Source organism: uncultured Streptomyces sp. (genome assembly GCF_947488945.1).
GTDB lineage: Bacteria > Actinomycetota > Actinomycetes > Streptomycetales > Streptomycetaceae > Streptomyces.
The window spans coordinates 114,151-133,099 of record NZ_CANLBS010000014.1 but is presented as its reverse complement, the minus strand read 5'-3'; the positions used below and the strand labels follow the sequence as shown (position 1 = coordinate 133,099).

Annotated in this window: 21 protein-coding genes; 11 read left to right on the top strand and 10 right to left on the bottom strand. The window is 73.0% G+C overall.

All coding sequences use genetic code 11. From position 1 onward, the window contains the following. Positions 1–11 precede the first annotated feature (11 nt). On the bottom strand, positions 12–227 hold the full coding sequence (locus tag Q0994_RS21910; protein ID WP_299537639.1) for a DUF6243 family protein: 216 nt from the start codon (positions 225–227) through the stop codon (positions 12–14). A gap of 392 nt (positions 228–619) precedes the next feature. On the opposite strand from Q0994_RS21910, the gene Q0994_RS21905 reads away from it, so the two are divergent. Further along, positions 620–1,561: an RluA family pseudouridine synthase gene (locus Q0994_RS21905; RefSeq protein WP_299537637.1), complete on the top strand. Its 942-nt coding sequence runs from the start codon at positions 620–622 to the stop codon at positions 1,559–1,561. A 119-nt stretch (positions 1,562–1,680) separates the two neighbouring features. Here Q0994_RS21905 and Q0994_RS21900 read toward each other — a convergent pair whose 3' ends face one another. From Q0994_RS21900 to Q0994_RS21890, 3 genes are all read right to left on the bottom strand, one after another. Beyond that, the gene (locus tag Q0994_RS21900) at positions 1,681–2,310 is read right to left on the bottom strand and encodes an MBL fold metallo-hydrolase (protein WP_299537636.1); all 630 of its coding nucleotides are present in this window, start codon (positions 2,308–2,310) and stop codon (positions 1,681–1,683) included. Continuing rightward, positions 2,310–3,395 (bottom strand): S-(hydroxymethyl)mycothiol dehydrogenase, encoded by a 1,086-nt coding sequence (locus tag Q0994_RS21895; RefSeq protein WP_299537634.1) that lies wholly within the window; start codon positions 3,393–3,395, stop codon positions 2,310–2,312. The genes Q0994_RS21900 and Q0994_RS21895 overlap by 1 nt, the downstream gene beginning before the upstream one ends. A 61-nt stretch (positions 3,396–3,456) precedes the next feature. Beyond that, positions 3,457–4,158, bottom strand: a complete 702-nt coding sequence (locus Q0994_RS21890) for a FadR/GntR family transcriptional regulator (RefSeq protein ID WP_299537632.1) — start codon at positions 4,156–4,158, stop codon at positions 3,457–3,459. Positions 4,159–4,342: 184 nt separating this feature from the next. Between Q0994_RS21890 and Q0994_RS21885 the strand changes: the two genes are divergently transcribed. Then, entirely contained in the window at positions 4,343–4,852 is a 510-nt protein-coding gene (locus Q0994_RS21885; protein ID WP_299537631.1) for a gluconokinase, read from the top strand. 11 nt (positions 4,853–4,863) lie between these two features. Further along, on the top strand, positions 4,864–6,261 hold the full coding sequence (locus tag Q0994_RS21880; RefSeq protein ID WP_299537630.1) for a GntP family permease: 1,398 nt from the start codon (positions 4,864–4,866) through the stop codon (positions 6,259–6,261). A 6-nt stretch (positions 6,262–6,267) separates the two neighbouring features. Here Q0994_RS21880 and Q0994_RS21875 read toward each other — a convergent pair whose 3' ends face one another. Together Q0994_RS21875 and Q0994_RS21870 are read right to left on the bottom strand one after the other, a co-directional pair. After that, entirely contained in the window at positions 6,268–6,831 is a 564-nt protein-coding gene (locus Q0994_RS21875; RefSeq protein ID WP_299537629.1) for a cytochrome b/b6 domain-containing protein, read from the bottom strand. 190 nt (positions 6,832–7,021) lie between these two features. Next, positions 7,022–7,687 carry a molybdopterin-dependent oxidoreductase gene (locus tag Q0994_RS21870; RefSeq protein ID WP_299537741.1) on the bottom strand — a complete coding sequence of 222 codons (666 nt, stop codon included), beginning with the start codon at positions 7,685–7,687 and terminating at the stop codon, positions 7,022–7,024. A 259-nt stretch (positions 7,688–7,946) separates the two neighbouring features. On the opposite strand from Q0994_RS21870, the gene Q0994_RS21865 reads away from it, so the two are divergent. After that, positions 7,947–8,369, top strand: a complete 423-nt coding sequence (locus Q0994_RS21865) for an ASCH domain-containing protein (protein WP_299537628.1) — start codon at positions 7,947–7,949, stop codon at positions 8,367–8,369. 106 nt (positions 8,370–8,475) lie between these two features. Here the strand turns inward: Q0994_RS21865 and Q0994_RS21860 are convergent, their stop codons facing one another. Continuing rightward, positions 8,476–10,131: an FAD-binding dehydrogenase gene (locus Q0994_RS21860; protein ID WP_299537627.1), complete on the bottom strand. Its 1,656-nt coding sequence runs from the start codon at positions 10,129–10,131 to the stop codon at positions 8,476–8,478. 261 nt (positions 10,132–10,392) lie between these two features. On the opposite strand from Q0994_RS21860, the gene Q0994_RS21855 reads away from it, so the two are divergent. The 7 genes from Q0994_RS21855 to Q0994_RS21825 all read left to right on the top strand — a co-directional run bounded on the left by Q0994_RS21855 (position 10,393) and on the right by Q0994_RS21825 (position 15,645). Then, the gene (locus Q0994_RS21855; protein WP_299537626.1) at positions 10,393–11,301 is read left to right on the top strand and encodes a DMT family transporter; all 909 of its coding nucleotides are present in this window, start codon (positions 10,393–10,395) and stop codon (positions 11,299–11,301) included. 44 nt (positions 11,302–11,345) lie between these two features. Further along, a complete protein-coding gene (locus tag Q0994_RS21850) occupies positions 11,346–11,855 on the top strand; it encodes an NUDIX hydrolase (protein ID WP_299537624.1) in 510 nt (169 codons plus the stop codon). A gap of 108 nt (positions 11,856–11,963) precedes the next feature. Further along, positions 11,964–12,359, top strand: a complete 396-nt coding sequence (locus Q0994_RS21845; protein ID WP_299537623.1) for a YidH family protein — start codon at positions 11,964–11,966, stop codon at positions 12,357–12,359. Beyond that, positions 12,356–12,679 (top strand): DUF202 domain-containing protein, encoded by a 324-nt coding sequence (locus Q0994_RS21840; protein WP_299537622.1) that lies wholly within the window; start codon positions 12,356–12,358, stop codon positions 12,677–12,679. Before Q0994_RS21845 ends, Q0994_RS21840 begins: the two co-directional genes overlap by 4 nt. 116 nt (positions 12,680–12,795) lie before the next feature. Continuing rightward, positions 12,796–13,182: a VOC family protein gene (locus tag Q0994_RS21835; protein ID WP_299537621.1), complete on the top strand. Its 387-nt coding sequence runs from the start codon at positions 12,796–12,798 to the stop codon at positions 13,180–13,182. A 217-nt stretch (positions 13,183–13,399) separates the two neighbouring features. Beyond that, entirely contained in the window at positions 13,400–14,422 is a 1,023-nt protein-coding gene (locus tag Q0994_RS21830) for a phosphotransferase family protein (RefSeq protein WP_299537620.1), read from the top strand. An 8-nt stretch (positions 14,423–14,430) separates the two neighbouring features. Beyond that, complete coding sequence (locus Q0994_RS21825) at positions 14,431–15,645, top strand: acyl-CoA dehydrogenase family protein (RefSeq protein ID WP_299537619.1); 1,215 nt, start codon at positions 14,431–14,433, stop codon at positions 15,643–15,645. Between the two features lie 168 nt (positions 15,646–15,813). Here Q0994_RS21825 and Q0994_RS21820 read toward each other — a convergent pair whose 3' ends face one another. The 3 genes from Q0994_RS21820 to Q0994_RS21810 are packed head-to-tail and all read right to left on the bottom strand — an operon-like array spanning position 15,814 to position 18,867. Beyond that, the gene (locus Q0994_RS21820) at positions 15,814–16,407 is read right to left on the bottom strand and encodes a TetR/AcrR family transcriptional regulator (protein ID WP_299537618.1); all 594 of its coding nucleotides are present in this window, start codon (positions 16,405–16,407) and stop codon (positions 15,814–15,816) included. 28 nt (positions 16,408–16,435) lie between these two features. After that, positions 16,436–18,103 (bottom strand): AMP-binding protein, encoded by a 1,668-nt coding sequence (locus tag Q0994_RS21815; protein ID WP_299537617.1) that lies wholly within the window; start codon positions 18,101–18,103, stop codon positions 16,436–16,438. Beyond that, positions 18,100–18,867 (bottom strand): SDR family oxidoreductase, encoded by a 768-nt coding sequence (locus Q0994_RS21810; protein ID WP_299537616.1) that lies wholly within the window; start codon positions 18,865–18,867, stop codon positions 18,100–18,102. Before Q0994_RS21810 ends, Q0994_RS21815 begins: the two co-directional genes overlap by 4 nt. Between the last annotated feature and the right edge of the window lie 82 nt (positions 18,868–18,949).

Genomic DNA, 18,949 nt, shown 5'->3' with positions numbered 1-18,949 from the left:
CGGCAGGCGGGTCAGCTCGTCGGGGTGCCGTCGTCCGCCTGTCCGTCGCTCTCGGCCGTGCCGGTCTTCTCGCGCATCTTGCGGACCAGTTCGGCCTTCTGGTCGGCCGCGCCCCGGCGGTCCAGGTTGCGGTGCGGCCCGTTGTTCTGGCGCTCCGCGCGGGACAGCCGCTTGCGCTGGCCGCCGCCCATGCCCACGGGGTTGTTGATGTTCTTGCTGACGGTCACGGGTTCTCCAGGTGGTGAGGTGCGGCGGTCTGCGGATGCGTCGGCGGGGGCCGGCGGCGGCGAAGGAGGTCGAAGGCAGGACCTCCACGCTCCCGCGCACCGGGCGACGGCGCCCGGCTCGGCACGGCCCCGTCGGGTGGTGCCGGGCCGTCGTGGGCGTCGCCGGTGGTCGCGAGCACACCGGCCGTATGAGGGATCATCTCACTGCGCCCCGCGTGACGGAGCCCGGCGGCCGCCGGCACCGGCACATCCCGGGCGCCGCGTCCGCGACAGAGCCAACGACAGCAACAGCAACAGTGACAGTGCCGGTGACGACAACCCCGGAAAACGCGACCACGGAAGGCCCGGCCGATGATCCCCGACCGCTCGTCGTACCGCCCAGGGACCTTCGGGTGAGGGGGCGGGGCCGGGTGGGGGCGGGGCCGCTGCCGCAGCGGGACGGGGTGGACGCGGCCCGGGTGCGGTTGCCGGAGGATCCGGGCGGCGCGTGGGCGACCGTGCGGGACCATCTGCGGGAGCGGTTCGGGGGCGCGGTGGGGGTCGCGGAGGTGGACGCGATGCTGGACGGTGGGCGGTTCGTGGCGGCGGACGGCAGGGCGGTGGACGGGGACGAGCCGTACGCGGCGGGGCTCTCGCTCTGGTTCCACCGCGACTTCGCCCCGGAGGAGCCGGTTCCGTTCCCGGTCGGGATCGTGCACCGGGACGAGCGGTTGATCGTCGCGGACAAGCCGCACTTCCTGGCCACCACTCCGCGCGGCGGCCACGTCACCGAGACCGCGGTGGCGCGGCTCCGCCGGGAGCTGGGGATTCCGGCGCTCCAGCCCGCGCACCGCCTGGACCGGCTGACGGCGGGCCTGGTGCTGTTCGTGGTCCGGCCCGAGGACCGGGGGGCGTACCAGACGCTGTTCCGGGACCGGGCGGTGCGCAAGGAGTACGAGGCGGTCGCCGCCCACGATCCGGCGCTGGGTTTCCCCCGTACGGTGCGCAGCCGGATCGTGAAGGAGCGCGGGGTGCTCGCGGCGCGCGAGGAGGCGGGCGAGCCGAACAGCGAGAGCCGGATCGAGCTGCTGGACCACCGGGCCGGGCGGGGCCGCTACCGGTTGCTGCCCGCCACCGGGCGCACCCACCAGCTGCGGGTCCACATGAACGCGCTGGGGCTGCCCCTGCTGCACGACCCGCTGTACCCGGTCATACGGCCGCAGGATGCGGCCGAGGACTGGACGCGGCCGCTGCAACTGCTGGCGCGGGTGCTGGAGTTCACCGATCCGGTCACCGGTGTCCCGCACCGGTTCGAGAGCCGGCTGCGCCTTTCCGAGTGGCCGGGCGGCACCTGACGGCGGGAGGACGGTGAAGGTCCGGCTCAGGGCCCCCGCCGGCCGAAGCGAAGCGCCCCGCCGGACCGAAGCGAACCGCCCCGCCGGACCGGCAGGTTCCGGTCCGGCGGGGCTGGGGCTCAGTGGCCTCGGCTGATCCATTCGTCGAGGTGCGGGGCCTCGGCGCCGATCGTGGTGGAGTCGCCGTGACCGGTGCGGACGGTGGTGTCCGCCGGCAGGGCGAGCAGCCGGTCGCGGATCGAGCCGACGATGGTCGGGAAGTCGGAGAACGACCTCCCGGTCGCCCCGGGTCCGCCCTGGAAGAGGGTGTCGCCGGTGAAGACGGTGCCCAGCTCCGGGACGTACAGGCAGACCGCGCCGGGGGCGTGGCCGGGGGTGTGCAGGACGGTCAGACGGGTCCCGGCGACCTCCAGCTCCTGGCCGTCGGCCAGTTCGCCGTCGGGCGCGCGGTCCGGGTGGGTCAGCTTCCACAGCGGCAGGTCGTCCGGGTGGAGCAGGATCGGCGCGCCGGTCGCGTCCGCCAGCGCGGGGGCGGCGTCGACGTGGTCGTTGTGCGCGTGGGTGCAGACGATCGCCCGGAGCGTACGGCCGCCGAGCGCGGCCCGGATGGCGTCGGCGTCGTGGGCGGCGTCGATGACGATCGCCTCCCGGTCGTCGCCGACGATCCAGACGTTGTTGTCCACGTCCCACTCGCCGCCGTCGAGGGCGAAGGTGCCGGAGGTGACGAGGTGGTCGACGCGAGCGGTCATCAGAACACCACCACGGAACGCAGGACGTCGCCGTCGTGCATGCGCTCGAAGGCGCGCTCGACGTCTCCGAGGCCCACGGTCTCGGTGACGAAGGCGCCGAGGTCGATCCGGCCCTGCTGGTGCAGGTCGACGAGCATCGGGAAGTCGCGGGACGGCAGGCAGTCGCCGTACCAGGACGACTTGAGCGAGCCGCCGCGGCCGAAGACGTCGGCGAGCGGGAGTTCGAGTTCCATGTCCGGGGTGGGTACGCCGACGAGGACGACGGTGCCGGCCAGGTCACGGGCGTAGAACGCCTGCTTGTACGTCTCGGGGCGGCCGACCGCCTCGATGACGACGTCCGCGCCGTTGCCGTCGGTGAGTGCGCGGATCGCCTCGACGGGTTCGGTGGAGCGGGAGTTGACGGTGTGGGTGGCGCCCATCTTCTTCGCCGTCTCCAGCTTGCGGTCGTCGATGTCGACGGCGATGATCTTCGCCGCGCCCGCGAGCCGCGCGCCCATCACGGCGGCGTCACCGACGCCTCCGCAGCCGATGACCGCGACGGAGTCGCCGCGGCCGACCTGGCCGGTGTTGATGGCGGCGCCGATGCCGGCCATCACGCCGCAGCCGAGGAGACCGGCGACGGCCGGGGAGACCTCGGGGTCGACCTTGGTGCACTGCCCGGCGGCGACGAGGGTCTTCTCCGCGAACGCGCCGATGCCGAGGGCGGGCGAGAGTTCGGTGCCGTCCAGCAGCGTCATCTTCTGGGTGGCGTTGTGGGTGTTGAAGCAGTACCACGGGCGGCCGCGCAGACACGCCCGGCACTGGCCGCACACCGCGCGCCAGTTGAGGATGACGAAGTCGCCGGGGGCGACGTCGGTGACGCCGTCGCCGACGCTCTCCACGACGCCCGCCGCCTCGTGGCCGAGCAGGAACGGGAAGTCGTCGTTGATGCCGCCCTGCTTGTAGTGCAGGTCCGTGTGGCAGACGCCGCAGGCCTGGATCTTCACCACGGCCTCGCCGGGGCCGGGGTCGGGGATGACGATGGTCTCGACCCGTACCGGCTGGTTCTTGCCGGGTGCGACGACCCCTTGCACGTGCTGCGCCATTGCGTGGTCTCCCTGTTGTGCGTGCTTACCTGGTCGAACGCTACGCCCCCGGGCGCGCCGGTCAGGGCGCGAGTACGTCGAGTTCCTGGAGGGCGCCGACGGTGATCTGGCGGGTGAGGCGCTCGGCGGCCTCGGCGTCCCGTTCCCGTACGGCCTCGGCGACCCTGACGTGCAGGGTGACGGCGGCGGGGTCGGGGTCCTCGTACATCACCTGGTGGTGGGTGCGGCCGGACAGCACCTCGGCGACGACGTCGCCGAGCCGGGCGAACATCTCGTTCCCGGAGGCGTCGAGCACGATCCGGTGGAAGGCGACGTCGTGCCGCAGATAGCCCTCCAGTTGCCCGCCGCGCGAGGTGGCGACCATGCCGAGGGCGCACTCGGTGAGGGCGGCGCACTGGGCGGCGGTGGCGTGGCGGGCCGCGAGGGAGGCGGCGACGGGTTCGACGGCCGACCTCAGCACGGTGAGCGACCGCAGCTGCCTCGGCCGGTCGGCGCCGGCCAGCCGCCAGCGGATGACACGGGGGTCGTAGACGTTCCACGACTCGGTGGGGCGGACGGTCACGCCGACCCGGCGCCGGGACTCGACCAGATGCATCGATTCCAGGACACGGACGACCTCGCGGACGACGGTGCGGGAGACGGCGAAGCGACGGGCCATCTCGTCGGCGCGTAGAACGCTGCCGGGCGGGCACTCGCCGGACGTGATTTCCAGGCCGAGGGCGTCCAGCACATGGGTATGCAGCCCCTGGCTCTGTGTGGTCATGGCCCCAGCGTACGGGGAGGCCGGGCGGCTTCCCGTTCCCGGCCGGAGGCGTCGTGACGGTCGCGGGCGCCCCCTGGACGGCTATAAGTACGACGTATATGTCACAGTGACTTGAATAAGTCGTACGTAATGAGTTTCAGTAGCGCGACGGACCGATGTCGAAGAAGACAGCGAGGCACCATCCATGAGCACCCCCCACGTCGTCGTGGTGATGGGCGTAGCGGGCACCGGCAAGACCACGATCGGTCCCCTGCTCGCCGCCGCCCTCGGCGTTCCGTACGCCGAGGGCGACGACTTCCACCCCGCGGCGAACATCGCCAAGATGTCGGCGGGCACCCCGCTGGACGACGCGGACCGCTGGCCGTGGCTGGAAGCCATCGGCCGCTGGGCACACGGCAGGGCCGGGCTCGGAGGTGTCGTCAGCAGCTCCGCGCTGAAGCGCGCCTACCGCGACCGGCTCCGCGGCGAGGCCCCGGACGCGCTCTTCCTGCACCTGACCGGTGACCGCGCCCTCATCGAGCGGCGCATGACCGAGCGCAAGGGCCACTTCATGCCGACCGCTCTGCTCGACTCGCAGTTCGCCACCCTCGAACCGCTCCAGGCGGACGAGGCCGGCGTCTCGGTCGACGTGTCCGGCACACCCGAAGAAATCACCGAGCGAGCCGTCGCCGCGCTGCGCCGGCTCGAAATATAAGGATCATCACCGTGACCAGTCTCAGCGTCGAGACGCTGGCAGCGGACGCCGTCGAGCCCATCACCTCGGCCGGAAACGCCCAACTGGGCATAGCCGTCCTGGCGGGCATCGCCGTCATCGTCCTGCTCATCACCAAGTTCCGGATGCACGCCTTCCTGGCGCTGACCATCGGCTCGCTGGCGCTCGGCGCCTTCGCGGGCGCCCCGCTGGACAAGACCATCACCAGCTTCACCGCCGGTCTGGGCTCCACCGTCGCGGGTGTCGGCGTCCTGATCGCGCTCGGTGCGATCCTCGGCAAGCTGCTCGCGGACTCCGGCGGCGCCGACCAGATCGTCGACACGATCCTCGCCAAGGCCAGTGGACGGGCGATGCCCTGGGCGATGGTGCTGATCGCCTCCATCATCGGCCTGCCGCTCTTCTTCGAGGTCGGCATCGTGCTGCTGATCCCGGTGGTGCTGCTGGTCGCCAAGCGCGGCAACTACTCCCTGATGCGGATCGGCATCCCGGCGCTCGCCGGCCTGTCCGTGATGCACGGGCTGATCCCGCCGCACCCCGGCCCGCTGGCCGCGATCGACTCCCTCGACGCCAACCTCGGCGTGACCCTCGCCCTCGGTGTCGTCGTCGCCATCCCGACGGTGATCCTGGCCGGCCCCGTCTTCTCCCGGTTCGCCGCCCGCTGGGTGGACATCAAGGCGCCGGAGGGCATGGTCCCGCAGCGCGCCTCCGAGGACCTGGACCGGCGCCCGAGCTTCGGCGCCACGCTGGCGACCGTGCTGCTCCCGGTCGTCCTGATGCTCGCCAAGGCCCTGGTCGACATCGTGGTGGACAACCCGGACAACCACCTCCAGCGCGTCACCGACGTCGTCGGCTCGCCGCTGATCGCCCTGCTGGCCGCCGTGATCGTCGGCATGTTCACGCTGGGCCGGGCGGCCGGGTTCACCAAGGACCGGCTCGCCTCCACCGTCGAGAAGTCGCTCGCCCCGATCGCGGGCGTGCTGCTCATCGTCGGCGCGGGCGGCGGCTTCAAGCAGACCCTGATCGACGCGGGCGTCGGCCAGATGATCCTCGACTTCTCCGAGGACTGGTCGATCCCGGCGCTGCTGCTGGGCTGGCTGATCGCGGTCGCGATCCGCCTGGCCACCGGTTCGGCCACCGTCGCCACCATCTCCGCGGCCGGCCTCGTCGCCCCGCTCGCCGCCGACATGTCGACGGCGCACGTGGCCCTGCTGGTCCTCGCCGTGGGCGCCGGTTCGCTCTTCTTCAGCCATGTCAACGACGCCGGCTTCTGGCTGGTGAAGGAGTACTTCGGCATGGACGTCGGGCAGACCGTGAAGACCTGGTCGGTGATGGAGACCATCATCTCGGTGGCCTCCCTGGTGTTCATCCTGCTGCTCTCGCTGGTGTTGTAGGGCCCGTCACTCCTCGGAGTCCCGCCACAGCGGGTGCTCCCGGCGGGCCCAGAGGCGCTCGACCGACCCGGTGCGCATGCCACGGCGTGCCTCCGGGTCGGCGAGCGCCTTCGCCATGTGCCCGGCGATCACCACGCCGACGGCGAGCGCCAGCCAGTCGTGCACGAAGGTGGCGCCGGTCCGCACCACGAGGGGGGCGAGGCCGGTGAACCACATCGCGAGCCCGGTACCGAGCATCACGAGGACCGCTCCGGCGATCCAGCCCGCGTACAGCTTCTGCCCGGCGTTGAACTTGCCCGCCGGCCGGGACGCGTACCTCCGGTCCCGGCGCAGCGCGGCCCTCAGCCACTGCCGGTCGTGCGGCCCGAACCGGTTGAGCCGGGACAGGTCGGCCCGCAGCGCCCGCGACACCAGTCCGGCGAGCAGGGGTACGGGGATCAGCAGCCCGGACCACTCGTGCACGGTGACCACGAGGTGGCGGCGGCCGACGAGCTGGGCGAGGCCGGGGACGTAGAGGAACGCGGCGGTCACCACGCAGAGCAGCGTCAGCCCGGCGGTGGCGCGGTGCACGAAGCGCTCGGCGCGGCTGAACCGGAGGACCCGGCCGGGGGTGCGGGAGCCGGAGCTGCGGGAGCCGGACGTGCGAGGGCCGGACGTGCGGGAGCCGGGGGCGTGGACACGGTCACCGTCGTGGCCGACGTCGTGACCGGGGGTCCGTACGGGTTCCGGTCCGCTCCCGGTGTCCCGGCCGGGGCGCGGCTCAGACGGTGGGGGCGTCGTCGCGGCCGTTGGACCGTCCGACCCAGGCGTCGACGTCATAGCCGAGTTCCTCCCAGTAGCCGGGGCGCACCGCGTCGGTGACGGTGATCCCGGAGAGCCATTTCGCCGACTTGTAGAAGTACATGGGAGCCACGTAGAGCCGGACCGGGCCGCCGTGCGCGTGGGAGAGCGGCGCGTCCTTCATCCGGGTGGCGACCAGGACGTCGGGCCGGCGGGCCTGGGACAGCGTCAGGCTCTCGCTGTACGTCCCGTCGAAGCAGGTGAAGCGGACGGCCTTCGCGCCGGGGCGGACGCCTGCCGCGTCGAGCAGCTCCGACAGCCGGACGCCCTCGAAGGGCGTCGCGGGCACCCGCCACCCGGTCACGCACTGCACGTCGCGGACCGTGCGGGTCTGCGGCAGTCCGGCGAGCCGGTCCAGCGTGTACGTGGCGGGCCGGTCCACCAGGCCGTCGACGGTGAGGCGGTAGTCCTCCGGGCCGCGTCGGGGGACGGACGAGGCCACGGAGTAGTACCGGAAGCCGCCGCCGTTGGGCAGGAGGCCGGTCAGGCCGGTGGGGTCCTCGGCGGCCAGCGCACCGAGCCCGGATTCCACGGCCCGCTGGAGCGCGGGGGCGGCGGCCACCCCGGCGACGCCGAGCCCGAGCATCCCGAGCACGAGCCGGCGGCCGACGGGAGCACCCTCGGCGCGGGGAGCCCGTGCGGGCGCGGGCGAGCGTCCGGAGCCGGGTGGCCGTTCGGTGTCGGGCGGCCGTTCGGCGTCGGGCGGCCGTTCGGCGTCGGGCGGCCGTTCGGCGTCGGGCGGAGGGGAGTTCACCGGGACATTGCACCACTCGGCGGACCGGGACCACCAGGGGCGGGTGCGGGGTCCGTGCCGCGCGGGCACCGCCGCCTGCGAGACTGACCCGATGGATGATCACGAACCGCTGAAACCCTTCCTGCTGGCGTTCCCCGGCCCGTTGCGCGACCAGCTGGTCGCGGCGGTCCTGTCCGGCGAGAAGGTGTCCACCTCGGGGCTGCTCGCGGAGTACGAGGCGGAGGGCGAGGAACTGCCGCCGGTGGGCGAACGCTCGGCGCTCATCGACTCCGACGGCCGGGAGGTCGCGGTGGTCGAGGTGACGGAGGTACGCGTCGTACGGCTCGGCGACATCGGACTCCAGCACGCCCTGGACGAGGGCGAGGGGTACACGTCGGTGGCCGAGTGGCGGGCCGGGCACGAGAGCTTCTGGCACGGCGAGGAGATGCGGGAGGCGCTGGGCGACCCGCAGTTCACGGTGGACGACGACACACTGGTCGTCGCGGAACGGTTCCGGGTGGTCCGGCGGGCGTGAGGGGCGGGCCGGCGGCGGTACGGGGGACGGCGGGCGGATTCCCGTCGCCGCCCCGCCGCCCGGCGGGCCCGCTTTCCCGGCCCACCGGGCCCCCCGGCCCGCGCCCTCAGCCGGTGGCCCGAGCCGCCGCGCGGCCCGCGGTGCGGCCGGAGAAGATGCAGCCGCCCAGGAAGGTGCCCTCCAGCGAGCGGTAGCCGTGCACCCCGCCGCCGCCGAAGCCCGCCGCCTCGCCCGCCGCGTACACCCCCGCCAGCGGGGTGCCGTCGCCGGTCAGGACGCGGGACGACAGATCGGTCTCCAGACCGCCGAGGGACTTGCGGGTGAGGATGCGCAGCCGCACGGCGATCAGCGGTCCGGCCTTCGGGTCGAGGATGCGGTGCGGCTTCGCGGTGCGGATCAGCTTGTCGCCGAGGTAGCTGCGGGCTCCCCGTACCGCGGTGATCTGGAGGTCCTTGGTGAACGGGTTGGCGATCTCCCGGTCCCGGGCGGTGATCTCGCGCCGCAGGTCCTCCTCGTCGATCAGGTCCTCGCCGGTCAGCGCGTTCATGCCGCGGACCAGGGCCCCGAGGTCGTCCTCCACCACGAAGTCGACCCCCCGGTCCATGAACGCCTTGACCGGTCCGGGGACGTCCGCGCGGGCCCGGACGAACACGTCCCGTACGGACTTCCCCGTCAGGTCGGGGTTCTGTTCGGATCCGGAGAGGGCGAACTCCTTGCCGATGATCCGCTGGTCCAGCACGAACCAGGTGTAGTCGTGGCCGGACTTCATGATGTGGTCCAGCGTCCCGAGCGTGTCGAAGCCGGGGAAGAGCGGCACCGGGAGGCGCTTGCCGCGCGCGTCGAACCAGAGCGAGGAGGGGCCGGGCAGGATGCGGATGCCGTGCCGCGCCCAGATCGGGTCCCAGTTCTCGATGCCCTCGGTGTAGTGCCACATGCGGTCGCGGTTGATGTGGTGGGCGCCCGCCTTCTCCGCGACGCCGAGCATCAGCCCGTCGACGTGGGCCGGCACTCCGGAGAGCATGGTCCGCGGCGGGGTGCCGAGCCGCGCCGGCCACTGGGCGCGGACCAGGTCGTGGTTGCCGCCGATGCCGCCGGAGGTCACGATCACCGCCTGCGCCTTCAGTTCGAACGCGCCGGTGGCGACGCGGCTGCTCGCGGTGCCGCGCCCGGCGGCGCTCGGCTCCAGCACCTCGCCGGTCACGGTGTCGATCGCCCCGGCGGTGCCCGCGAGGCCGGTGACCCGGTGGCGGAACGCGAACCGTACGAGGCCGCGGGCCACGCCTTCGCGCACCCGCCGCTCGAACGGGGCGACGACGCCGGGGCCGGTGCCCCAGGTGATGTGGAAGCGGGGGACGGAGTTGCCGTGCCCGCCGGCGTCGTACCCGCCGCGCTCGGCCCAGCCGACGACGGGGAACAGCCGCAGCCCCTGGGCGTGCAGCCAGGACCGCTTCTCGCCCGCGGCGAAGTCGACGTACGCCTCCGCCCAGCGCCGGGGCCAGTGGTCCTCCGCCCGGTCGAAGCCCGCGGTGCCGAACCAGTCCTGCAGGGCCAGCTCCCGGCTGTCCTTGATCCGGAACCGGCGCTGCTCCGGCGAGTCCACCAGGAACAGTCCGCCGAAGGACCAGTGCGCCTGGCCGCCGATCGACTGCTCGGGTTCCTGGTCCAGCAGGATCACCGAGCGGCCCGCGTCGACCAGTTCGGCGGTGGCGGCCAGCCCGGCGAGGCCCGCCCCGATCACGATCACGTCGGCGTCGTACGCCATGGTTCCATCCTTGCCGGGCCCGTACGGGCCCCGTCGGGCCCGCGCGGGGCCGGGAGCGGTGTGCGGGGGACGGCACACGGGACGCGCCCGGTGGTGCGGGCCGCGAAGTTACTCGCGCGTCGGGTGCTGCGTCAGATCTTGGGCACCGCCCGCCGCCGCGTCAACCGCCCGGTCGGCGGCACTTCTCCGGCTCCGCCGCCTGCTGCGGGCTATCGTCGGACGGACAGTCCCGTCCACCCGGCCCGATCCGAGGTAGAGACCGTGTCGTTGCTGGTCGTCGTACTCGCGTTGGGCGCGGCAGCGTGTCTGGGCGCCGGCTTCGTCCTCCAGCAGGACGCGGCCCGTCACGCCCCGATGAGCGACTTCCTCTCCCCCCGGCTGCTGCTCGACCTGATGAAGGTGCGGAGCTGGCTGGTCGGGATCGGGCTGATGGCCTGCGGCATGATCCTGGGAGCGCTGGCGCTCGGCGGGGGCGAGGTGTCCGTCGTGGAGCCGCTGCTCGCCACCAATCTGCTCTTCGCCATGGCGCTCACCCGGCACCGCACCAAACGGCGGCTGGGCCGGCAGGGCTGGGCGGGCCTCTGGCTGCTGGCGGGCGGGGTCGCCGCCTTCCTGCTCGCTGGCCGGCCGAAGGGCGGCGACGAGGTGCAGGAACCGCTGCGGTACTGGCTGGTGATCGGGGTGGTGGCCGGGCTGGCGCTGCTGCTGACGGTCGGCGCCCGGCACGCGAGCCCCGGCCTCACACCCGCGCTGCTGGCGGTCGCGGCGGGCCTGCTCTACGGACTGCAGGACGCGCTGACCCGGGTCAGCGGGCAGCGGTTGTCGGACGACGGCTGGGCGGCGGCGCTGACGAGCTGGCAGCCGTACGCGGTGCTGGTGCTCGGCGTGACCGGGCTGGTGCTGGTGCAGAGCGCGTTCGAGATGGCCCCGCTGCGGCTGTCGCTGCCGGCGCTGACCGCCGCCCAGCCGCTGGCGGGGATCGCCTGCGGGATCGGCTTCCTGGGCGACCAGGTGCGGACCGGTCCGTTGGCGCTGGCGGTACAGGCGGCGGGGCTGGCGGCGATCGTCGGCGGCATCGTGCTGCTGGGCCTGCACCCGGCGATGCCCGAGGGCTCCAGGGGCGTGCGCGAGGACGAGGTGATCCGGCCGCTGCCCGAGGACCGTCCCTGAGGAGGCGGCGGGGCGGTGCGGCGGGCGTGTTGTTGGATGTGGCCATGAACCCTGCGGACGAGATGCTGGACATCGTCGACGAGACGGACGTGGTGGTGGGGCGGGCCCCGCGCGGCGAGGCGACCGCGAAGGGCCTGCGCCACCGCTGCGTGTTCATCGAGGCCAGGGACGCCCGGAACCGGGTCTTCGTGCACCGGCGGACCGACACCAAGATGGTCTTCCCCTCGCACTACGACATGTTCGTCGGCGGGGTGGTCGGCGCAGGCGAGTCCTACGACGACGCGGCGCTGCGCGAGGCGGAGGAGGAGCTGGGCGTGTCGGGGCTGCCCCGGCCCGAGCCGCTCTTCAGGTTCCTCTACGAGGACGGCGCCCACTCCTGGTGGTCGTCCGTCTACCAGGTGCGGTGCGAGCTGCCGGTGGAGCCGCAGCCCGAGGAGGTCGCGTGGCACGCCTTCCTCACCGACGCCGAGGTGGCGGCGCGGATCGACGGGTGGCGGTGGGTGCCGGACGGGCTGGAGGCGTACCGGCGGCTGCGGGAGTTCCGGGGCCGCTGAACGGGTCCGCGCACCGGAACCGGCCGGCCCGGCGCGCGGATCGGACCGGCCCGGTCTGCGCCGCGGACCGGGCCCGTGTGCGCCGTGGCCTGCGGCTAGGGTTCGCCCGTGAACGCTTTGGTACGAAGTCTGCGGCTGTGGTGGGCCCCGCAGCGGATCCGGGACGAGGGCGAGACGCCGGACTACCGTTTCTCGCTGGCCAACGAGCGGACCTTCCTCGCCTGGATCCGGACGGCGCTCGCTCTCATCGGCGGCGGGTTCGCGGTCGACCAGTTCCTGCCGGAGCTGGCGTGGGGCGTGCGGGCGGGACTGGCACTCGGGCTGCTGGCGGCCGGGGTGCTCTGCGCGCTGCGGGCGGTCAACCACTGGGTGCGGTGCGAACGTGCGATACGGCGCGGCGAGGATCTGCCGGTCTCCCGGTTCCCGACCCTGCTGAGCCTGGTCGTCGCGGTCGTCGCGCTGGCGATGGTGGTGGTGGTCCTGTTCGGCTGGGAGGGCCGGTGACCGATCCCGGTACTTTGCCGGTCCGCGATCCCGGACTGCAGCCGGAGCGAACCCGGCTGGCCTGGCGGCGCACCACGCTGTCCTGCACGGTGGTGGCGCTGCTCGCGGGGCGGCAGGCGCTGCACGGCGGTACCGGCCCGGCGGCCGTGGTCGCGCTCGCCCTCTCCGCGCTGGCCTGGCTGGGGTTCCTGCTGACCGCCCACCGCCGGGTGACCGAGACGGACGCCGCCCGGCCGCCGGCGCTCACGCCACGCCGGGCGTTGGCGGTGACCGCGTGCACGGTCGCGCTGGCGGTGTTCGCGGCGGCCATGCTGTTCTGACGGACGGCCGTGAACCCGGCCGGGGAGCCCGCGCAGTGGCACGGCGCACAAGTGCTCCAAGGGCTTTGACACTCCCACCGTAGACCGTGATCAAGCGTCGTGGGACGCTGCCTTTCGTGATCGCGAAGCTGCAGTGTGTGGTGTTGGACTGTGCCGATGTCGTGGAGCTGTCCCGGTTCTACCAGTCGCTGCTCGGCGGCGTGGTGAACCAGCCGGATGCGCGGTGGTCGCTCGGCGACGGCTGGGCGACGCTCCACACCGACGGTGGGCCCGTGCTGGCCTTCCAACGCGTCGAGGACCATCGACCACCGCGGTGGCGGGATCCCGCCCGCCCCCAGCAGTTCCACCTCGACCTGGGGGTCGAGGATCTGGAACAAGCCCAGAGAGACGTCCTCGAGCGCGGCGCCACACTGCTTGACGAGGGGGACGGTAAGCGGAGTTGGCGCATCTTCGCGGATCCGGCGGGGCACCCGTTCTGTCTCGTCCAGGACGACCACCGTTGATCATCGGGAGTTGTGGGGACTGACGACGAGACGGTGACTGGAAACCAGGTCGTCGCGCCTTCCCCCGGCGTGGAGCCGCCCGCGCGGCGGCGCGCCACCGTTCCCGCAGGGCGTGGGGCGCAAGATCACACCACTGGATTCGGGTCACTCTCTGGACGACATACCGACTGGTCGGCATCATGGGCACACCGATCCCCGCCCCGGAGGTGCGCACACCATGAGTCCAGTCTCCCCGCCAGGTCTCGACCCCGATCGGCTGCGCGGTCATCTCGACCGCGAGTTGCCGGGCCTGGTCGGCGGGCCGCTCGACGTGCGGCTCATCGAGGGCGGGCGCTCCAACCTCACGTACACCGTGACCGACGGGGTCGGCCGGTGGGTGGTGCGGCGGCCGCCGCTGGGGCACGTACTGGCCACCGCCCACGACATGAAGCGTGAGCACCGGGTGATCAGCGGGCTGCACCCGACGGCCGTGCCGGTGCCGGAGCCGCTGCTGCTGTGCGAGGACGACTCGGTGATCGGTTCGCCCTTCTACGTCATGGAGTTCGTGGAGGGCACCCCTTTCCGGACCGCCGAGCAGCTGGTGCCGCTGGGCCCCGAGCGCACCCGGAAGATCGTGCTGGGCCTCGTCGACACCCTCGTCGACCTGCACGCGGTGGACCCGGCGGAGGTCGGCCTGGGCGACTTCGGGCGGCCGGAGGGCTTCCTCGACCGTCAGCTCCGGCGCTGGGGCAAGCAGCTGGACGCCTCGCGCAACCGCGAGCTGCCCGGCATCGACGAACTGCACGCGGCGCTCGGGCGCTCGCTGCCGCACTCCCCCGCACCCACCGTCGTCCACGGCGACTACCGGCTGGACAACGCCCTCGTCGGCGCCGACGACACGGTCAAGGCCGTGCTGGACTGGGAGATGTCCACCCTCGGCGACCCGCTCACCGACCTCGGACTGCTGATCATGTACAGCTCCGACATCGGTCTGCCGGACTCCCCCGTCTCCACCAGCAGCGGCGCGCCGGGCCACCCCTCGCCCGCCGAGCTGATCGAGCGCTACGCGGCCCGTTCCGGCCGGGACACCTCCGCCCTCTCCTGGTACACGGCGTTCGCGTGGTTCAAGCTCGCCGTGATCCTGGAGGGCATCCACTACCGCTTCACCCTGGGCCAGACCGTCGGAGCCGGCTTCGACCGCATCGGCGACCTCGTCCCCGTCTTCATCGAGCACGGCCTCACCACCCTCCAGGAAGGCTGAACACCCGCATGGACTTCGCATTCGACGCCCGTACCGAGGAGCTTCGCGCCAAGCTGCTCACGTTCATGGACGAGCACGTGTACCCGGCCGAGAAGGTCGCCGACGAGCAGCGCGCGGCGCTCGCCTCGCCGTGGGACAACCCGCCGGTGGTGGAGGAGCTGAAGGCCGAGGCGCGCCGGCAGGGGCTGTGGAACCTGTTCCACCCGGACGCGGAGTACGGGGCCGGGCTCACCAACCTCCAGTACGCGCCGCTCGCCGAGATCACCGGCCGCTCCCCGCAGTTGGCGCCGACGGCGGTCAACTGCGCCGCGCCCGACACGGGGAACATGGAGGTGCTGACGCAGTTCGGCTCCGACGCGCAGAAGAAGCAGTGGCTGGAGCCGCTGCTGGCCGGTGAGATCCGTTCCGCGTTCGCCATGACGGAGCCGGACGTCGCCTCGTCCGACGCCACCAACATCGAGACCCGCATCACGCGCGACGGCGACGACTACGTCATCAACGGGCGCAAGTGGTACATCTCCGGGGCGATGAACCCGCACTGCCAGATCTTCATCGTGATGGGCAAGACGGACCCGGACGGCGAGGACGTCCGCCGCCAGCAGTCGATGATCCTGGTCCCGCGCGACACCCCGGGCCTCGAAGTGAAGCGCGCCATGCGGGTGTACGGCTACGAGGACCACTACCACGGCGGGCACGCCGAGGTGGTCTTCGACGACGTGCGGGTACCGGCGTCGAACCTGGTCGGCGAGGAGGGCGGCGGCTTCGCCATCGCCCAGGCGCGGCTGGGTCCGGGCCGCATCCACCACTGCATGCGGCTGATCGGCATGGCCGAGCGGGCCATCCAGCTCATGTGCGAGCGTGCGGTGGCGCGCAACGCCTTCGGCAAGCCGCTCGCCCAGCAGGGCGTGGTGCAGAACTGGATCGCGGACGCCCGGGTGACGGTGGAGCAGCTGCGGCTGCTGGTGCTCAAGACCGCGTGGCTGATGGACACGGTGGGCAACAAGGGGGCGCACACCGAGATCCAGTCCATCAAGATCGCGACGCCGCGCGCGGTGGTGGACATCCTCGACACCGCCGTCCAGCTCTACGGCGCCGGCGGCGTCAGCCAGGACTACCCGCTGGCCGAGCTCTGGGCGGCGGCGCGGACGCTGCGGCTCGCGGACGGCCCGGACGAGGTGCACCAGCGCTCGCTGGCCCGCCGGGAGATCAAGCGCTACCTCTGACGGTCCGACGCGTCCGGGCGTGCTCGGACGTGCTCGGACCCGGCCCCGGGGGTGCGGCGGGCAGGCGTGTGGGGACGCGCCTGCCCGCCGCGCCTGTCCGGACCGGGAAACGGCTGCTGCCCGCTCCACCCGTGGGTGGAGCGGGCAGCAGCCGTGCCGGGCGGGCCGCTACGGCCGGAGGGACCGTAGCAGCAGGTCGGCCAGGTGGTCGGCGACCTCCTGCTTGGTCAGCGGGCCGTCGGGGCGGTACCAGGTGGAGAGGTGGTGGATCGAGCCGAAGTGGTAGTCCACCACCAGGTCGGCCGGGCTGGCGTCGGAGAAGACACCGGCCCGCCGGCCCTCCTCGATCAGCGCGCGGAACCGCTCGTGGTAGCGGCGGCGCTCCTGGCGGACCTGCTTGTTCTTCTCCGGGCTGAGCTGGTGCATCGATCGGAAGAAGATCGAGGCGTCGTCGAGGTTCTCGATGGTGGTGACCACCACGTCGGCGGCGGCCCTGCGCAGTCGCTCCTCGACCGGGGCCGCCAGGTCGGCGACCGCGTCCAGCCGCTCCTGCTGGAGCCGCAGCACCCGGGCGTAGACCTCGTGCAGGAGGTCTTCCTTGGAGCCGAAGTAGTGGTAGAGCGCGCCCTTGGTGACGCCGGCCGCCTCGACGATCTCCTGGACGGAGGTGCGGTCGTACCCCTGCTCCGCGAAGAGGCGGGTGGCGGCGGCCAGCAGCCGTTGGGGGACGGGGGCCCCAGTCCCCTCCGTCGCCTTGGCCATCGCCGCCACCTTCCCTTCGTCTCGCGCGTCAGCCGTTGCGGGCGGGGGTGCGCAGTTCCCGCCTGAGGATCTTCCCACTCGCGGTTTTCGGCAGCTCGGCCAGGATCTCGACCTGCCGCGGGTACTTGTACGCGGCGAGCCGCTCCTTGCAGTACGCGCCCAGTTCCTCGGGCGCCGCGGACGCGCCGGGGCGGAGGCTGACGTAGGCCCGGACCGTCTCGCCGCGGTACGGGTCGGGGACGCCGACGACCGCGGCCTCGCGCACCGCCGGGTGCGTGTAGAGCACGTCCTCGACCTCGCGGGGCCAGACCTTGAAGCCGGACGCGTTGATCATGTCCTTCTTGCGGTCCACGACGTACAGCCAGCCCTCGGCGTCCATGAAGCCGATGTCGCCGGTGCGCAGTTCGCCGTCGGGGAAGGCGGCGGCGGTGGCCTCGGGGAGGTTCCAGTAGCCGGAGACGACCTGCGGGCCGCGCACCGCGATCTCGCCGGTCTCCCCGAACGGCACCTCCGCGCCGTTCTCGTCGAGGATGCGGACCACCGTGTCGGGGCCGGGGGCGCCCACCGACAGCGTGCCGGAGACCGGGTCCACGGGCGCCTCACGCTCGGCGGGGACGGCGGCACAGGGGGCGGTGCACTCGGTGAGCCCGTAGCCGTTGCGCAGGTACGGGCCGAAGCCGGACCGGAACTTCTCCACCAGCGCGGGCGGCAGCGGGGCCCCGCCCGAGGAGATGACCTGGAAGGAGGAGAAGTGGTCGGGGGTGGCGTCGGGGTGGGCGGCGAGCGCCATGAAGGCGGTCGACGGGCCGACGGTGTAGGCGGGGCGGTGGGCCGCGAACGCCTCCAGGACGACGCTCGCCTCGAACCGGTAGGTCAGCACGAGGGTGCCGGCGTTGGCGACGCACGCCGCGAGCTGGCAGACCATCCCGGTGATGTGGAAGAGCGGAGCCAGCGCGAAGTAGGCGGAGCCCTCGGCGATCGGGTGCCCGGCCCGCTGGCGTTCGGCGTTGACCATGATGTTGCCCTGGGAGTTCATGGCTCCCTTGGGGGCTCCGCTGGTCCCCGAGGTGTAGCTGATGAGGGCGGTGTCCGCGGCGGCGGGCACCCGGCCCGCCGGGGCGGCATGGCCGGCCCTGGCCGCCGCGACCAGGTCGTCGGCGTCCGCGGGGACGGGCAGCCGCTCGAAGCCGAGCACCCGCGGGTCGTTCGCGGTCTGCAGGTCGAGCTCGCAGGCGGTGAGGGCGACGGTGACGCTCGGGGCGCCCGCGGCGGTCTCCCGCAGATAGGACTCCCAGGCCCGGTCCGAGCAGACCAGCGCGGTCACGGCGGCGTCGTCGAGGACGTGCGCGACCTCGCCCGACTTGTACATCGGGTTGAGCGGGACGACGGTGGCCCCGGCCTTCCACGCGCCGAACAGGGCGAGGACGAAGTGCGGGGTGTTCTGCAGCATGATCGCGACGCGGTCGCCGCGCCGGACGCCGCGGGCTGCCAGGTGGCCGGCGACCGAGTCGGAGAGCGCGTCGGTCTCGCGGTAGGTCAGCGCGCCGTCGAAGTAGGCGAGCGCCGGGTGGTCCGGGGCGCGGTCGACGGCCTCGCGGAGGGCGTGCACCATCGTCTCGGCAGGATGGAGCGGGGCGCGCTGCGCCTCGGTGAGCAGTCCGAGCCACGGCTGGGCCGCGTAGATCGAGCCGGTCATGCGCGGCCCCCCTTCTCCCAAGTGCGCTGCAAGCGGTTCATGCCTCCCAGCCAGCGGTCGGGTTCCTCGGCGCGGGTGCGGTAGTAGTCGGCGACCTCGGGGTGCGGCAGGACCAGGAAGCGGTCCTCGTCGATGGCCTCGAACAGCGCGTCGGCGACGGCTTCCGGCTCGATGGCGCCGGGCGCGAGGACGAGTTCGCCCGCCGAGCCGGCGGAGGTGAGCATGTCCGTGCGGACCCCCTGCGGGCAGATGGCGTGGACCTTGATCCCGCGGTGCCGGTAGGTCAGCGAGAGCCACTCGGCGAAGGCGACCGCACCGTGCTTGCTGACGCTGTACGGGGCCGCGCCGATCATCGTCAGCAGTCCGGCGGCGGACGCCGTCGAGACGAACCGGCCGCTGCCGCGCTCCAGCCACTCGGGCAGCAGGGCGCGGGCCGCGCGGACGTGGGCCATCACGTTGACGTCCCAGGCGGCGGCCCACACCTCCTCGTCGGCGAAGGCGTCGCCGGGGGACGACAGCCCGGCGTTGGCGCAGTAGACGTCGACGGTGCCGCCGAGGGCGTCGCGGGCCTCGTCCACGATGCCGGAGGCGTCCCCGGCGACCGCCGTCCCCCCGATCTCCTGCGCGAGTGGCGCGATGCGCGCGAGATCCAGGTCGTTGACGACGACCCGGGCCCCTCCCGCCGCGAACTTCCGGGCCAGAGCGGCTCCGATGCCGCCTCCCGCCCCCGTCACCACTACGCCAGCGCCCTGCACCGTACTCATCGGGGTCCCGCCCTTTCTCAGCGACTTCACCGGCAGACTAACCAGTCGGTATGTGATCCGGGAAGGGGTACGAGAGGGTCGG

Bases quoted from the DNA above. Each gene is read 5' to 3' on its own strand.
- Q0994_RS21900 (WP_299537636.1), bottom strand. From the start codon at position 2,310: ATGACCGCTCGCGTCGACCACCTCGTCACCTCCGGCACCTTCGCCCTC.
- Q0994_RS21860 (WP_299537627.1), bottom strand. From the start codon at position 10,131: ATGGCGTACGACGCCGACGTGATCGTGATCGGGGCGGGCCTCGCCGGG.
- Q0994_RS21890 (WP_299537632.1), bottom strand. From the start codon at position 4,158: ATGACCACACAGAGCCAGGGGCTGCATACCCATGTGCTGGACGCCCTC.
- Q0994_RS21830 (WP_299537620.1), top strand. From the start codon at position 13,400: ATGAGTCCAGTCTCCCCGCCAGGTCTCGACCCCGATCGGCTGCGCGGT.
- Q0994_RS21865 (WP_299537628.1), top strand. From the start codon at position 7,947: ATGGATGATCACGAACCGCTGAAACCCTTCCTGCTGGCGTTCCCCGGC.
- Q0994_RS21885 (WP_299537631.1), top strand. From the start codon at position 4,343: ATGAGCACCCCCCACGTCGTCGTGGTGATGGGCGTAGCGGGCACCGGC.
- Q0994_RS21850 (WP_299537624.1), top strand. From the start codon at position 11,346: ATGAACCCTGCGGACGAGATGCTGGACATCGTCGACGAGACGGACGTG.
- Q0994_RS21815 (WP_299537617.1), bottom strand. From the start codon at position 18,103: ATGACCGGCTCGATCTACGCGGCCCAGCCGTGGCTCGGACTGCTCACC.
- Q0994_RS21870 (WP_299537741.1), bottom strand. From the start codon at position 7,687: ATGCTCGGGCTCGGCGTCGCCGGGGTGGCCGCCGCCCCCGCGCTCCAG.
- Q0994_RS21895 (WP_299537634.1), bottom strand. From the start codon at position 3,395: ATGGCGCAGCACGTGCAAGGGGTCGTCGCACCCGGCAAGAACCAGCCG.
- Q0994_RS21820 (WP_299537618.1), bottom strand. From the start codon at position 16,407: ATGGCCAAGGCGACGGAGGGGACTGGGGCCCCCGTCCCCCAACGGCTG.
- Q0994_RS21825 (WP_299537619.1), top strand. From the start codon at position 14,431: ATGGACTTCGCATTCGACGCCCGTACCGAGGAGCTTCGCGCCAAGCTG.
- Q0994_RS21810 (WP_299537616.1), bottom strand. From the start codon at position 18,867: ATGAGTACGGTGCAGGGCGCTGGCGTAGTGGTGACGGGGGCGGGAGGC.